Genomic DNA, 15,369 nt, shown 5'->3' with positions numbered 1-15,369 from the left:
TATTAAAAAAACTAATAAATTCATTGATAAATGGTAATAAAAGGAATACAATATTATAAAAAGAGGTAAAGGAGAGAATAATGAGATATTTAGCCATTATTAGTTTATTTATTTTTATTATGTTTGTAGCGAGCTTTTTAATTACCGGAAATATGAAAAAAGAAGAAGGATTTAGTAAAAAATTGAAATTTACAGGACTTATGATGTTAGTAACACTTCCTATAATTTCATTAGTTGGAGGTTGTTTATTTTTGGCATTTAAATTGGTTGAGATGCTATTACCAGTTAAAATTGCAACTTTTGATATTTTTACGATAGCCATACTTGGAGTATTCATTATATTTATTTGTGATTTACTTAGTAAACAAATTATGTCTTCGATAATTCCTCATATATTTGCTAAGAAGTATGAAGGGAAAGATCTTACTAAGGACGATATGATTAATATAATCGATGGAGCTAGAAGTAAATTTGATATAATTACATTATGTATAATGTTTGGAATAAGTATAATACTTTATATACTTATAGTTAAGATTATAGAGGTAGAATTTAGCTTAATATTTATTTTTATAATATCATTATTAAACATAATTAGTTATAAAGTGTTCTTTAGAAATAAAATTGTAGAATAAAAAATAAAAACATGCACATAATTTTGTGCATGTTTTTTTGTTTTTGAACATAATTTATAAAGATAAAAAGTTAATTATAAACTTAATAGAATTCAAAAAAACATTAAAAATAATATTGACAATAAATTGGAAAACATTTACACTGTAATTAAGTGGTAAGTACCACAAAAAAAGGGAATAAATTTGGGGGTGTTTAAATGCCAAACATATTATTAACAAGAATAGATAATCGTCTAATTCATGGACAAGTTGGTGTAACTTGGGTAAATCACTTAGGCGCTAATTTAATCTTAGTTGCAAATGATGAAGTGGCTGGAGATCCAGTACAACAAAATTTAATGGAAATGGTATTGCCAGATGCAATACAAACAAGGTTTTTCACAATAGAAAAAACAATAAAAGTAATTCACAAAGCAGCAGATAGACAGAAGATATTTTTAGTATGCAAAACTCCACAAGATGCTCTAAGACTTATTGAGGGGGGTGTTCCAGTAAAAAATTTAAATATTGGAAACATGCACTTTAGTGAAGGTAAAGAACAGATTTCTTCAACTGTATCATTAGATAATGATGATAAGAAAACAATAAGGAAAATTATTGACCTTGGAATAAAGGTTGAAATAAGAAGAGTTCCAGATGAAAGAGTTGAAGTAGACATAGAAAAATACGTTTAATTTAGTTGTCAATTTTTTTATTATAAATTTATAAAATTATATTAGAAGGGGGAAAAACTAAATGGTAGAAGCATTATTAATTGCTATTTGGGCTGGTGTAGCTGGTATTGACATGTTCAATGGATTGACACATATACACAGACCGATAGTTACAGGACCAATCGTAGGACTTATTTTAGGAGATTTACAAACAGGACTTATTGTAGGAGCTTCATTAGAAGTTGTATTCATGGGGATGGTACCACTAGCTGGAGCGCAACCACCTAACGTTGTTATTGGAGGAATTATTGGTACAAGTATTGCTATATTAGGTAAACTTGATCCACAAGCAGCTATTGGAATAGCAGTTCCATTTGCAGTAGCAGCTCAAGCTGGAATAACATTACTATTTACAGCATTCTCACCAGTCATGCATAAGGCGGATAAATTCGCTGAGGATGCAAACACTAACGGAATTAATAAAATTAATTACGCAGGTATGGGTGTATTATTCGTTTCATATTTCATATGTGGATTCTTACCAATTTACTTTGGAGCAGACAAGGCAGCTGAGATAGTTAATATGATTCCAGAGAATATAATTGGAGGCTTAACAGTAGCCGGTGGAATAATGCCAGCTATTGGATTTGCAATGTTACTTAAAATCATGCTTAAAAAGGAATATGTTGCTTTCTTAATTGGAGGTTTCTTATTAGTTACTTATTTCCAAATTCCAATATTAGCATTAGCTTTAGTTGGACTATGTATAGCACTTTATGATTATTTCTCAAAGAGTAATCAAACAGTTGTGGTAAAGGAGGAATTTGAAGATGGCATCTAATTTAGGATACAAAGAAACAGCAATCGATACAGAAGTTGGATATAAAAATGCTGAAACAAAAAGAGTAATTACTAAAAAAGACCTTAACACAATGGTTTGGAAATCACTATTCCTACAAGCGTCATTTAACTATGAAAGAATGCAAGCTTGTGGTTGGTTATATGGATTATTACCAGGACTTAAGAAAATTCATACTAATAAAAAAGACCTTTCTGATTCAATGAAAGATCACTTAGAATTCTTTAACACACATCCATTCCTAGTAACATTTATTATGGGACTAGTTATAGCAATGGAAGAAAGTAAAGAAGATAGAAATACAATTAGAGCAATAAAAGTTGCAACAATGGGACCACTTGGTGGAATTGGAGATGCACTATTTTGGCTAACAGCATTACCTATATGTGTTGGTATAGGAGCTTCTCTTGCAAGTGAAGGAAATATAGCAGGGCCAATAGTATTCTTAGTACTATTTAATGCGCTACATTTCTTCTTAAGATTCTTCTTAATGAATTATGGTTATAACACTGGTGTTAAAGCTATATCTAATTTAAAAGAACAAACTAAGAAAATTTCACATGCAGCTTCAATAGTTGGATTAACAGTTGTTGGTGGACTTATAGCTTCAATGGTTAACTTAAAAACTACTTTAGTTATAACAGCAGGACAAGCTGAAGTTAAACTTCAAGAAGGTGTTTTAGATGCAGTAATGCCAAACCTTTTACCATTACTTTATACATTCTTAATGTACAAGTTACTTAAAAAAGGTAAATCACCTGTCATGTTAATATTAGTAACAGTTGTAATTGGTATAGCTGGAAGATATTTAGGATTGTTATAAAATAATAATAGAAATTTAAACATACTGGTAGGAATATAGTTACCAGTATGTTTATTTTTTTATTTTGAAATATTATGAAAAATATCAAATAAAATATATGGATATTGTTATAGTTATTTAAAATATACTGAATATTTAAATAAATTAATAAAAAAATAGTTGTTTTAATTATTTTAATTAAATTTAATAACAATAAATAAAGTTGACAAAATTCGAGTAAATGTTTACACTTTAACTAAAGTGGTAGTTACCACTAGGAACAACATATTAGAGGAGGAGATTTTAATGGCAAATATTTTATTAACAAGAATCGATAATCGTTTAATACATGGACAAGTTGGAGTAACTTGGGTGAATCATCTAGGTGCAAATTTAATTTTAGTTGCAAATGATGAAGTAGCATCCAATCCAGTTCAACAAAACTTAATGGAAATGGTAGTTCCTGATATGATCCAAACAAGATTTTTTACTATAGAAAAGACAATTAAAATAATTCATAAAGCAGCAGACAGACAAAAAATATTTTTAGTATGTAAAACACCTCAAGATGTATTAAAACTTATTGAAGGTGGTGTTCCAATTAAAGATTTAAATATAGGAAATATGCACTTTAGTGAAGGTAAAGTACAAATATCATCAACAGTTTCTGTGGATGAAGATGATAAAAAGACATTAAGAAAAATAATTGATGACGGAGTAAATGTGGAAATAAGGAGAGTGCCTACCGAAAAGATAGAAGTTGATATAAAAGAATATGTATAAGTAATTATTACAAAGGAGGAAAAATAAATGTTTATAAAAGCTTTATTAATTGCACTTTGGGCAGGGATAGCCGGAGTTGATATGTTTGATGGATTAACTCACATACATAGACCAATAGTAACTGGACCGATAGTTGGACTTATTTTAGGCGATTTACAAACTGGACTTATGGTTGGTGCATCATTAGAACTTGTATGGATGGGTATGGTACCACTTGCAGGAGCACAACCACCTAACGTTGTTATTGGTGGAATAATTGGGACAAGCATTGCTATATTAGGTAAACTTGATCCTCAAGCTGCCATAGGTGTTGCAGTTCCTTTTGCAGTAGCAGCACAAGCTGGTATAACATTATTATTCACAGCATTTTCACCTGTAATGCATACAGCTGATAGATATGCTGAAGAGACAAATACTAAAGGTATAAATAGAATTAATTATTTAGGAATATTAGTATTATTCATTTCATATTTTATATGTGGTTTCTTACCAATTTACTTTGGTGCGGATAAAGCAGCTCAGTTAGTATCAATGATACCAGAATCAATAATCGGAGGGTTATCAGTGGCAGGTGGAATAATGCCAGCTATAGGATTCGCAATGTTGCTTAAAATAATGCTTAAAAAAGAATATATTGCTTTTTTGATAGGTGGATTCTTACTAGTTACTTATGGAAAAGTTCCAATAATAGCTCTTGCATTAATAGGATTATGTGTAGCACTTTATGACTATAATGTAAACGGTAACAAGAATAGTGAGAAGATAGTTGATGAGGAGGAATATGAAGATGGAATCTAATGTAAATCCAAATACAATAACTGAGTACAAAGACCCAACAATAGAAAAAGTTATAACAAAAAAAGACAGAAATATAATGGTTTGGAGATCACTACTTTTACAAGCATCCTTCAACTATGAAAGAATGCAAGCTTGTGGATGGTTATATAGTATACTACCAGGGCTTAAAAAGATCCATAAAAATAAAAAAGACCTTTCAGACTCAATGAAAGATCACTTAGAGTTTTTCAATACACACCCATTCTTAGTAACATTTATAATGGGATTAACTTTAGCATTAGAAGAAAATAAAGAAGATAGAAATACAATTAGAGCGATAAAAGTTGCAACTATGGGACCTCTTGGTGGAATCGGAGATGCACTATTTTGGTTAACAGCATTACCTATATGCGTTGGTATTGGGGCATCCCTTGCAAGTCAAGGAAACCTTGCAGGACCAATAATATTCTTATTACTATTTAACGCATTACAAATGTTCTTAAGATTCTTCTTAATGAATTATGGTTACAACACAGGAGTAAAAGCTATTGCTAATTTGAAAGAGCAAACAAAGAAAATATCTCGTGCTGCATCAATAGTTGGACTAACAGTTGTTGGTGGACTTATAGCTTCAATGGTTAACTTAAAGACTACTTTAGTTATAACAGCTGGACAAGCAACAGTTAAACTTCAAGAAGGTGTTTTAGATGCTATAATGCCAAATATATTACCAGTTGCATATACTTTTCTTATGTACAAGTTACTTAAAAAAGGAGTTTCACCAGTTAAATTAATTGTAGTTACAATAATTTTTGGTATTGCTGGTAGAATGATAGGTATACTTTAAAATAACTTAATAGAGGCTTTACTATAAAAAGTAAGGCCTTTAAAAATAAAAGAAATTGGTAGTTACCAATTATAAAAACATATGATATAATGTAATTGATTAAACATATAAGGTGGTAATGATTAATGGGACTTATAGATAAGAATTCTAGAATACCGTTGTATTTACAACTGATGGATATTTTAACCGAAAAGATTGAGAATGGGTTAGAAGAAAATGATCAATTACTTTCAGAGAGAGAAATTTGTGATATTTATGACGTAAGTAGAACAACCGTAAGACAAGCTTTAGATGAGCTTGAAAGAGAGGGTGTTATATATAAAGTTCATGGAAAAGGAACTTTTGTTGCACCAAAGAAAGTAAATCAAGATCTAGCTTCTTTTTACTCATTTACAGAAGAGATGAAGAAGATTGGTCGGGAACCATCATCTGAGATTATAGGCTTTGAAGTAGTTGAAGCATCAGAAAAAATAGGAAGTAAGTTTGGACTTAAAGAAGGCGATTTACTTTATAAAATAACAAGGATTAGAAAAGCTGATAATCTACCAATGATGTATGAAACAACATATTTGCCTTTTGAGAGATTTAAGGAATTAACAAAAGACAAATTAGAAGGAAATGCAATGTATGATGTTTTAACGCAGCAATATGACGTTAAGCTAACATTTGCAGAAGAATATTTTGAACCAATACTTACAAATAAGCTTGAGAGTTTATATTTAGAAGTACATGAAGGAGCACCAAGTTTAAAAATAGAAAGATATACTTTTGAGAATAAAAGTCTTATTGAATATACTGTAGGTGTTGCTAGAGGAGATAAATTTAAATATAGAGTTCAACTTAAAAATAATTAAAATAAAAAAATAAAAAAATTTTTAAAACAACTGGTAATGACAACATTAACAGTTTGGGAGGTAGGAATAATGATGTTTGGAATGTCAAAAGAGAGAATTGAAGAACTTAAAGCTGTAAATACAGCGATGGAAATAAGACAGCAACCTAAGTTATGGAGAGAAACTTATAAAATAATAGAAGAAAACAAAGAGAATATAAAACAATTTTTAGATAAAAATTTAAAAAGTGATACAAGAATAATATTAACAGGGGCAGGTACTTCAGACTATGTTGGAGATTCAATATACCTATATCTTGCCAAAACTCTTAAAGTTAGAGTTGAAGCTATAGCAACAACAGATTTAGTATCAAATCCAAGTGAATTTATAGAAGAAGATACTAATACTATTTTAGTTTCTTATGCAAGATCAGGAAATAGTCCAGAAAGTGTTGGAGCTTATGATATATTCCAAGACAATGTAAAAAACATATCACAACTGGTCATTACATGTAATAAAAATGGTGAACTTGCTAAAAAAGCTGTAGAAAATGATAATACACTTTGCATTTTAATGCCAGAAGAATCAAATGATAAAAGTTTTGCTATGACAAGTTCATTTAGTTGTATGTTACTTGCAACATTGTTAGCTTTTGATTTAGAAAACTTAGAAGCTAATAAGAGTATTGTAGAAAGTATAGCTGATAAGGGTGATTTCATACTAGATAATAAGTGGGAAGACGTTAAAGAGTTAGTTGATTTAAACTGTGAGAGAGTAGTTTACTTAGGCTCAGGAATACTTAAAGGATTATGCCAAGAAATGGCACTTAAAAATTTAGAACTTACAAGTGGAAAAGTTATCACAGTTAGTGAATCAGTACTTGGATTTAGACATGGTCCTAAATCAATTATAAATGATAATACATTAGTTATATTCATGAATTCAACTGATGAATATACAAATCTATATGATATGGATTTAATAAGAGAAATTAATGGTGATACTGGAAATCATAAATTAGCAGTAATAAGTTATAAGAAAAATGAAGAGTTAAATTCTCTTTGTGATAAATATTTAGAAATAGATGGTGTACAAGTCCCAGAGGTTTATACAATATTTAATTACATGTTATTTGGACAAATGTTTGGATTATTTAGTTCATTACATCTTGGGATTTCACCTGATAATCCAAGACCTGATGGAACAGTAAACAGAGTAGTTCAAGGTGTTATAATACATCCTTATAATAAATAATAAATAGGGGGAAGAGAAGAGTATGGTTGGAGTAATAATAACTGGTCATGGAAGTTTTGCAACAGGAATGTTAAGTTCTCTTAAGCTTATAGCAGGAGATGTGGAGAATTTAAGTGGAGTTAACTTTACTGAAGATGACAGTACAGAAACTTTAGAAGAAAAGTTAAAAAGTTCAATAAATGAAATGAAATGCGATGAAATAATAATATTAAGTGACTTAGCTGGAGGATCACCATTTAAGGTATCAGCAATGCTTAGTAGCACAATTAATGATAAGAAAATAAAAGTAATATCTGGAACAAATTTAGGAATGCTTTTAGAGGTTTCATTATGTAGAGATGGAATGGATGCTGAGGAATTACTTCAGTTTGCTAAAACTTCTGGAGCAAATTCTATAAAAGCTTTTGAATTACAAATTGAAAAAGAAATTGAAGAAACAGATGAATTCGATGGAATTTAAAAAGATTAATAATATGAAAAGAGGGTATATATAATGGGAAGAATTTTATCAACTAGAGAAATGCTAAAGAAAGCACAGCAAGAAGGATATGCAGTACCTGCATTTAACATTCATAATTTGGAGACATTACAAGTTGTTATTGAAACAGCAGCAGAACTTAGATCACCAGTAATTCTTGCAGGAACTCCATCAACAATAGCTTATGCTGGAGGAGAATACATTGTATCTATGGCTGAAGTTGCAGCAAAAAAATATGATATCCCAATAGCTATACATTTAGATCATTTTGAAGATGCAAATGAAATTAAACATTACGTTGATATAGGTTTTAGATCAACAATGATAGATGCATCACACGAAGATTACGAAAACAATATAAGAATAGTAAAAGATATTGTTGAGTATGCGCATAAGTTTGATGCAACAGTAGAAGCAGAACTTGGTAGACTTGGTGGACAAGAGGATGAGTTAGTAGTGGATGAAAAAGATGCTATGTATACAAATCCAGATCAAGCAAAAGACTTTGTTTTAAAAACAGGAATAGATTCATTAGCAGTTGCAATTGGAACTGCACATGGTCTTTATAAAGGAGAAGCTAAGTTAGATTTTGAACGATTAAAAGAAATAAGAGATAAAGTAGATGTTCCGTTAGTATTACATGGAGCTTCAGATGTACCAGACGAGCTTGTTAAAAAGGCAATCTCACTTGGGATATGTAAAGTTAATGTTGCAACAGATTTGAAAATACCTTTTTCAGATGCTGTTAAGAAATATTTTATAGATAATCCAGAGGCAAATGACCCAAGAAAGTATATGACACCTGGGAAAGCTGCAATGAAGGCAGTAGTTACTCACAAAATAATGGTTTGTGGAAGTAATAATAAAGCTTAATATAAGAGGTGGTATAAAAATGGGACATCCTATTAGTAATATAGTAAAAAGATATAAAAATGGGGAAGAGGTTGGAATATTCTCAGTTTGCTGTTCTAACCAATATGTAATAGAAGCTGCAATGGAAAGATTAAAAGATACATCAATGCATCTTTTAATAGAATCAACTGCTAATCAAGTAGATCAATTTGGTGGTTATACAGGTATGAAACCAAAAGATTATATAAATTATATTTATGATTTAGCAGAAAAAAATGAGTTTCCAAAAGAAAGAATAATATTAGGTGGAGATCACTTAGGACCACTTACATGGACTGACTTAGATGAAGAGAATGCTATGGAAAATTCAAAGAATTTAATAAGAGAATATGTTCTTGCTGGATTTACTAAAATTCATATAGATACAAGTATGATGATTAAAGGAGATTTAGAGAGAGGTGACTTTGGAGATGAAGTTATAGCTAAAAGAGCTGCTATACTTTGTAAGGTTGCTGAAGATGCATATAAAGAGTTATTAAAAGAAGATAAAAATGCTATTCATCCTGTTTATGTAATAGGAAGTGAAGTTCCAATACCAGGAGGAGCACAAGCTGAAGAGGAAGAAGAAGATACAATTCAAGTAACTAAAGTGGAAAACTTTAAGAATACTGTGGAAACATTTGAAAAAGCATTCGTACAGTTAGGTCTTGAAGATGCTTTAAACTATGTTACAGGAATAGTTGTACAACCAGGTGTTGAGTTTGGTAGTGATATTGTATTTGAATATAATAGAGATGCTGCAAAAGAATTAAGTGAAGCAATTAAAAGTTATGATAATCTTGTATTTGAAGCACATTCAACAGATTATCAAACTAAAGATTCATTGAAGAAAATGGTTCAAGATGGATATATAATTTTAAAAGTTGGTCCAGCTTTAACATTTGGATTTAGAGAAGGTGCCTTTTCATTAAATGAGATGGAAAATGAGCTATTAAAATATAGACCAGACTTAGAAACATCAAGATTTATGGATATATTAGAATTTAATATGGTGAAAAATCCAAAGGACTGGATAAAGCACTACTCAGGAAGTAATGAGAAAATTAAATTTGATAGAATATACAGCCTTTCTGATAGATGCAGATATTACATGCCAAAGGATGATGTTAATTTTGCTTTAGAGAGAATGCTAGATAACTTAAATGAAGTTGATATTCCAATAACTTTAGTAAGTCAATTTATGCATAATCAATATAAGAAAGTAAGAGAAGGAAAGCTTAAGCTAGAAGCAAGAGAGCTTCTTAAAGATAGAATAGGAGAATATATAGACGATTATATATTTGCAGTTAATTAAAATTAAAAAAATAAAAAGTGGATTCTTATGAATCCACTTTTTTTTAGGTGTATTTAATTAATGAGTACCACAACTATGTGAAGTACATGAATTACTAGAATCGAATTCTGGCAATTCATTTTTATTTAAAAGATCTATGTTTTCTTTTATAGATTTATTTTCAGCTTTGAATACTTTAATTCCCATTGAATTAAGTTTGTTTATAGCACCAAGTCCAATTCCAAGGACAAGAACTACATCGACGCTAACTGATCCGATAGCTTTGATTGGTTGACATTTTCCATGTTCATGGTTTAAATCCCCATTATTAACAGCAGTTATTTCTGAAGTTTCAGTATCAAATACTAAAAATATAGGAGCTGAACCAAAATGGTTATAAGGAATAGTTTCTAGTCCGTTATTTTCTTTTGCAGGTATACATATTTTCATAATTAATTTCCCCTTTCGCAATTAGCGTGATTACATTTCTTTTGACATTTATTTTTGCCTTCGCAAGTAAATGTATCTAAACCAAAAGCATTTAACATTTCTGAAGTAGGTTCTTTAATGTTACTTGTGAAGTTTATTAATTCATCTAAAACATCATAGTTAATAGAATAGTGAACAAAATAACCTTGTTTAAAACCAATAATAACATTAGCATCTTTTAAAATTTTAATATGCTGAGAAACAGCTGCTTCGGATATGCCAAGATGCTTTGATACACCTTTTGCACAAACATTTTTTCTGGAGATTAAAAAAAGAATTTTTAATCTGCTTTCATCTCCAAGTGCTTTAAATAATTTAACAATATCGCTATGCATAAGTACCTCTTTATTTAATTAAGTAATTACTTAATTAAATTATAATACTTTCTAGCAATAAAATCAAATATATTTATAAAATAGAGGATTATAATAAATAAAAGTTAATTTAATATATATTGAATTTTATGTAAGAAAATTGAAAGAGAATACGAAATTATATATATATAAATATTAAAACATTAAATTTATGGGGGAGAAGGGGTATTTATATGGATGATAGCGCTATCGTAAAACTAATAAAGAGTAAAGATCAAGATGGTTTGGAAGCACTTATTGAGAAATATGGAAAACTTATTTATGGGGTAATAGATAAAAATATAATATTAAATAATAAAAATGAATGTGTAAAAGAATGTTTTAATGATATATTGATGAGTCTTTGGATTAATATAGGAGCTTATGATAATGAGAGAGGGGATTTAATCAATTTTTTAATAGCTGTTTCTAAATATAAAACAATTGATTATATAAGAAGAAACAAGAAAAAATTTGATATTAGTGACATAGAAGAATGTGTAATATCACAGGAAGATGATAAAGATATAATATTTAATGATAATGAAGGGTTTTACGAACTTATTAAAGGATTAGATATCGATACTCAGAGAATTTTTTCAAGAAGATATATTTTTGGAGAAGAGATAGATAAAATTTCAAAAGAGATGAAACTAAGTACATCAAATATTTATACTAAGCTTTCGAGAGGAAGACAAAAAATTAAGAAAAGGTTAGAGGGTGAAAATATTGGATGATTATAGAGCATTTACAAAATTAAATGGATACAGTTTTTCTAAAAAAGAGCAGGATGAATATTTAACGTATAATGGTGTAACAGTTGAAGAATTAAAATGTATATCTGCAAATTTAAATACAAAAATATCTCATGGGTGTTTTGAAGAGAATAAGAAAAAAATAATTTCAATGCTTAGTAAAGATGAAAGAATAGAAGCTTATATTAAAGGTGCAGATATTGAAATGTTAGAGGCTATAGCTGCTATATCAATGATGTCTATGGGAGCAGTTTTAAAAAGTGATGATTATGGATTTAATTATTCGATATTTGTAACAAATAAGAGAATATTTATAAGTGGAACAAACTATTATAACTTTGAACTAAATACTAAAGTATATAATTTAGATGAAATAGAAGAGGTGAAATTTAATAGAGAAAAATTAAAAAGGAATAATTATACTTTAAAAGAAGCTATTCAAAATAGAGGATTTAGATGGTTAACTAAAGGAGTTTTAACTATTACAGTATTAAACGCTATTTATTCTATTTATGAATATATGGTTAGTGATTATGAAATAATGGGGTCTTTAATATTACCAAAAGTAATATGTCTACTTTCTTTCCTTATTTGTTTATTAATTATAAGAAAATTAACTGAACCAAAACTCAGAGTAAAGATGAGAATGAAAGATGGAAAAATATTAGACTTTATTATTGTTAATAGAGATGGTTTATCATTAATAAAAAAGGTGTTAAGTAAGTTATAAAAAATTGACAATTATATAAGCAAATGATAAAATTAAATAGAAAATAAAATATTAATATATCTTCAGGGCGGGGCGTGATTCCCCACCGGCGGTAAAGCCCGCGAGCTAAGTTTTAGCATGATTCGGTTAGATTCCGAAGCCGACAGTATAGTCTGGATGAAAGAAGGTAAAGTATAGATTAATCTAATTTAGAATTTTTACGTCCCTGATATAAGTATAATTGTATCAGGGATTTTTTGTATTTTGAATTTAGTTAATGTATGCTTACCCACCAAAGGAAGATAATTTGGGGGAGGAATTATTAAAATGACATCAAATTTAAACAAAATGGTTAAAATCTCATTACTTGCAGGAATAGCTGTAGTACTAATGTTTATGGAGCTACCATTTCCAGCGTTTCCATGGCTTAAGATTGACTTAAGTGATGTACCAGCTCTTATGGGAGGATTTGCTTTTGGACCTTTAGCAGGAGTGCTAATAGAGTTTTTAAAAGTAATGTTAAACATGTTATTACTTGGAACTCAAACAGGTGGAGTTGGAGAACTTGCTAACTTTATAATAGGAGCTTCATTAATATTCCCAGCAACATTTATTTATTGGAGAAAGAAATCAAAAAAATCTGCTATAGTAGGAATGGTTGTAGGAATAATTGCAATGAGTGTAATTGGAGTATTTGCAAATGTATATATACTATTACCACTTTACGGAATGCAAATGTCACCAGCAGAACTTATGAGATACGTAACTGTTGGATTAGTACCTTTTAATGCAATAAAGGGAATAATAGCATCTGGTTTAACATATATACTATACAAAAAAGTATCAGTTGCAATATTTAAAGTTGAACCGAATTTTGAAGAATCAAAAAGAAATAAAGTGAAATTTAATTAATATATAAGATGGGCTGTGCACTAAATAATTAGTGCACAGCTATTTTTTTATAAAAAATATTATAATTGTCCTATATTAATACAAAAAAATGCAAATAGATAGTAGATTATAATAATACGTTTTTAAGGGGGACTTATGCAAATAATAAGTTATTTGATTCCAGGAGTTCTATTAGCTCTTGCGAATTATTTTTTGTTTGAAAAAAATAAAGGAATTGTATCTATAATAAAAGGATTATTAATATACATAATATTATTTAATGTTGTATTAATAAGTATATTAAAATTTGTACTTAATAAAGTAAATATTTTAAAACCAACTACTTATACAGGTATGTTTGCAGTTAAATATATTATTTTTGCAGTATTATGCGGAGCAATATATTTATTTATAAAAGGAGTTGTTAGATCAAAAATTACTTTTGAAATATCAACAGATAAAACTAATTGGAAAACTACATTAGTTAAAGTATTATCAGTAATATTCCTTGGAGTTGGAGCATTCTTTGTATTCTTTGCTAAATGGTTTATAGATTACTTTGGTAATATTACTCCAGAACAATTTTTATTTAATCTGAATTCACCGATTAAAGGAACAAGTTCTGATATGTATAGAGAAATTATTACAACACCTGTATTTTCAGGCGTTGCATGTATATTAATATTTTTAATTATTTTAAATTTCAGTTATGATATATTTGTGAATATTAAAAATGTTAAAAAGAGAATTTTAAATCAAAAGTATTTAAGATTAGCAACATTTATATTCTCATGTATTTGTCTTATTGTCGGAGTATCATATGGGGTTAAAAAATTAAGCTTGGATAAAGTGTATAAAGCATACGTTTCTGATTCAACTTATATAAAAGAAAACTATGTTGATCCACGTACAACTAAGATGTCTTTCCCAAAAGAGAAGAGAAATTTAATACATATTTATTTAGAATCTGTAGAGAATTCATATCTTTCTAAAGAGTTAGGTGGTTATATGGATGAAAATCTTATGCCAGAACTATCTAATTTATCAAAAGAAGGAGTTCATTTCTCAGAAACTGAAAAGTTTGGAGGACCGCATCAAACTTACGGATCAAGTTGGTCAGTTGCATCAATGATAAATATGGGGATGGGACTTCCATTAAAAATACCTATGGGAGGAAACTCTTACGGAAAGTCAGGTAGTTTCTTACCAGGTGCTGTTAGTATAGGAGATATTTTAAAAGCACAAGGATATGAGCAAACAATTATGTTTGGAGCAGATGCCGACTTTGGTGGATTAACAACTTATTTCACTACACATGGAGACTTTAATATTTTCGATTATAAAGCAGCAAAAGAGAAAAAATTAATCCCAGAAGACTATAATGTATGGTGGGGATTTGAAGATGATAAATTATATAATTATGCTAAAAATGAGATAACACGTTTATCAAAGACTGGTAAACCATTTAACTTTACTATGGAGACTGCTGATACGCATTTCCCAGATGGTTACTTATCTAAGAATGCAAGTAAGAAGCATGATTCACAGTATGCAAATGTTATATCTTATTCAACAAAAGAAGCAGTTAATTTTATTAAGTGGATTCAAAAACAACCCTTTTATAAAAATACTACTATTGTAGTAACTGGTGATCACTTAAGTATGGATAAAAAGTTCTTCAAAGATTTTGATCCTTCATATAATAGATCAGTATTTAATTTAATACTTAACCCAGATACTACTGTTAATAAGAGTAGAGAAATAAACAGACAATTCTCACCAGTTGATATGTTCCCAACTATTTTATCTAGTATGGGTGTTCAAATTGAAGGTGATAGATTAGGTCTTGGAACAAATTTATTCTCAGACAAACAAACATTAATTGAAAAAGATGGATTACAAACAGTAAATGAAGGATTTGAAGCTAAGAGTAACTTCTTCAATGATTCATTTGTATCTGAAAAGATGAACAGTAATTTCAATAATGATTTAGTTACTGAAAGAAAAAATGATAGATAGTTAAAAATTATATATAAATATAATTATACAAAAGGACTTTATCACAG

The 15,369-nt window shown here is 29.0% G+C and carries 18 protein-coding genes and 1 riboswitch; of the genes, 16 read left to right on the top strand and 2 right to left on the bottom strand.

Annotation, left to right across the window (positions count from 1 at the left end):
* The first annotated feature begins 80 nt into the window (after nt 1-80).
* The 12 genes from RSF37_RS08970 (at nt 81) to RSF37_RS08915 (ending at nt 10,127) form a co-directional block, all read left to right on the top strand.
* Nucleotides 81-635 carry a hypothetical protein gene (locus RSF37_RS08970; RefSeq protein WP_332564070.1) on the top strand — a complete coding sequence of 185 codons (555 nt, stop codon included), beginning with the start codon at nt 81-83 and terminating at the stop codon, nt 633-635.
* A gap of 197 nt (nt 636-832) precedes the next feature.
* Nucleotides 833-1,309: a PTS N-acetylgalactosamine transporter subunit IIB gene (agaV, locus tag RSF37_RS08965; RefSeq protein ID WP_332564069.1), complete on the top strand. Its 477-nt coding sequence runs from the start codon at nt 833-835 to the stop codon at nt 1,307-1,309.
* A gap of 61 nt (nt 1,310-1,370) precedes the next feature.
* The gene (agaW, locus tag RSF37_RS08960) at nt 1,371-2,129 is read left to right on the top strand and encodes a PTS N-acetylgalactosamine transporter subunit IIC (protein ID WP_332564068.1); all 759 of its coding nucleotides are present in this window, start codon (nt 1,371-1,373) and stop codon (nt 2,127-2,129) included.
* Nucleotides 2,119-2,970 carry a PTS system mannose/fructose/sorbose family transporter subunit IID gene (locus tag RSF37_RS08955; protein WP_442878714.1) on the top strand — a complete coding sequence of 284 codons (852 nt, stop codon included), beginning with the start codon at nt 2,119-2,121 and terminating at the stop codon, nt 2,968-2,970. Before agaW (RSF37_RS08960) ends, RSF37_RS08955 begins: the two co-directional genes overlap by 11 nt.
* A 285-nt stretch (nt 2,971-3,255) precedes the next feature.
* Nucleotides 3,256-3,732 carry a PTS N-acetylgalactosamine transporter subunit IIB gene (gene agaV / locus RSF37_RS08950; RefSeq protein ID WP_332564067.1) on the top strand — a complete coding sequence of 159 codons (477 nt, stop codon included), beginning with the start codon at nt 3,256-3,258 and terminating at the stop codon, nt 3,730-3,732.
* 27 nt (nt 3,733-3,759) lie between these two features.
* A complete protein-coding gene (gene agaW, locus RSF37_RS08945) occupies nt 3,760-4,530 on the top strand; it encodes a PTS N-acetylgalactosamine transporter subunit IIC (RefSeq protein ID WP_332564066.1) in 771 nt (256 codons plus the stop codon).
* On the top strand, nt 4,520-5,356 hold the full coding sequence (locus RSF37_RS08940) for a PTS system mannose/fructose/sorbose family transporter subunit IID (protein WP_332564065.1): 837 nt from the start codon (nt 4,520-4,522) through the stop codon (nt 5,354-5,356). The genes agaW (RSF37_RS08945) and RSF37_RS08940 overlap by 11 nt, the downstream gene beginning before the upstream one ends.
* A 125-nt stretch (nt 5,357-5,481) precedes the next feature.
* Complete coding sequence (locus RSF37_RS08935; RefSeq protein WP_332564064.1) at nt 5,482-6,210, top strand: GntR family transcriptional regulator; 729 nt, start codon at nt 5,482-5,484, stop codon at nt 6,208-6,210.
* A gap of 69 nt (nt 6,211-6,279) precedes the next feature.
* Entirely contained in the window at nt 6,280-7,443 is a 1,164-nt protein-coding gene (locus RSF37_RS08930; protein ID WP_332564063.1) for an SIS domain-containing protein, read from the top strand.
* A 22-nt stretch (nt 7,444-7,465) separates the two neighbouring features.
* A complete protein-coding gene (agaF, locus tag RSF37_RS08925; protein WP_332564062.1) occupies nt 7,466-7,903 on the top strand; it encodes a PTS galactosamine/N-acetylgalactosamine transporter subunit IIA in 438 nt (145 codons plus the stop codon).
* Nucleotides 7,904-7,936: 33 nt separating this feature from the next.
* Nucleotides 7,937-8,794, top strand: a complete 858-nt coding sequence (locus tag RSF37_RS08920; protein ID WP_332564061.1) for a tagatose bisphosphate family class II aldolase — start codon at nt 7,937-7,939, stop codon at nt 8,792-8,794.
* A 19-nt stretch (nt 8,795-8,813) separates the two neighbouring features.
* On the top strand, nt 8,814-10,127 hold the full coding sequence (locus RSF37_RS08915) for a class II D-tagatose-bisphosphate aldolase, non-catalytic subunit (RefSeq protein ID WP_332564060.1): 1,314 nt from the start codon (nt 8,814-8,816) through the stop codon (nt 10,125-10,127).
* A 57-nt stretch (nt 10,128-10,184) separates the two neighbouring features.
* Here the strand turns inward: RSF37_RS08915 and RSF37_RS08910 are convergent, their stop codons facing one another.
* Together RSF37_RS08910 and RSF37_RS08905 are read right to left on the bottom strand one after the other, a co-directional pair.
* Nucleotides 10,185-10,556: a NifB/NifX family molybdenum-iron cluster-binding protein gene (locus RSF37_RS08910; RefSeq protein WP_332564059.1), complete on the bottom strand. Its 372-nt coding sequence runs from the start codon at nt 10,554-10,556 to the stop codon at nt 10,185-10,187.
* 2 nt (nt 10,557-10,558) lie between these two features.
* Nucleotides 10,559-10,930, bottom strand: a complete 372-nt coding sequence (locus RSF37_RS08905) for an ArsR/SmtB family transcription factor (RefSeq protein WP_332564058.1) — start codon at nt 10,928-10,930, stop codon at nt 10,559-10,561.
* Between the two features lie 212 nt (nt 10,931-11,142).
* On the opposite strand from RSF37_RS08905, the gene RSF37_RS08900 reads away from it, so the two are divergent.
* From RSF37_RS08900 to RSF37_RS08885, 4 genes are all read left to right on the top strand, one after another.
* Nucleotides 11,143-11,685 (top strand): sigma-70 family RNA polymerase sigma factor, encoded by a 543-nt coding sequence (locus tag RSF37_RS08900; RefSeq protein ID WP_332564057.1) that lies wholly within the window; start codon nt 11,143-11,145, stop codon nt 11,683-11,685.
* On the top strand, nt 11,678-12,433 hold the full coding sequence (locus tag RSF37_RS08895) for a PH domain-containing protein (RefSeq protein ID WP_332564056.1): 756 nt from the start codon (nt 11,678-11,680) through the stop codon (nt 12,431-12,433). The genes RSF37_RS08900 and RSF37_RS08895 overlap by 8 nt, the downstream gene beginning before the upstream one ends.
* 54 nt (nt 12,434-12,487) lie before the next feature.
* Nucleotides 12,488-12,605, top strand: a riboswitch (FMN riboswitch).
* Between the two features lie 134 nt (nt 12,606-12,739).
* Nucleotides 12,740-13,324 carry an ECF transporter S component gene (locus RSF37_RS08890; protein WP_332564055.1) on the top strand — a complete coding sequence of 195 codons (585 nt, stop codon included), beginning with the start codon at nt 12,740-12,742 and terminating at the stop codon, nt 13,322-13,324.
* Nucleotides 13,325-13,459: 135 nt separating this feature from the next.
* Nucleotides 13,460-15,322, top strand: a complete 1,863-nt coding sequence (locus RSF37_RS08885) for an LTA synthase family protein (RefSeq protein ID WP_332564054.1) — start codon at nt 13,460-13,462, stop codon at nt 15,320-15,322.
* Nucleotides 15,323-15,369 lie beyond the last annotated feature (47 nt).

It is taken from the genome of Clostridium sp., from assembly GCF_036643715.1.
Taxonomy (GTDB): domain Bacteria; phylum Bacillota; class Clostridia; order Clostridiales; family Clostridiaceae; genus Clostridium.
This window is presented reverse-complemented; position numbering and strand designations above follow the sequence as displayed.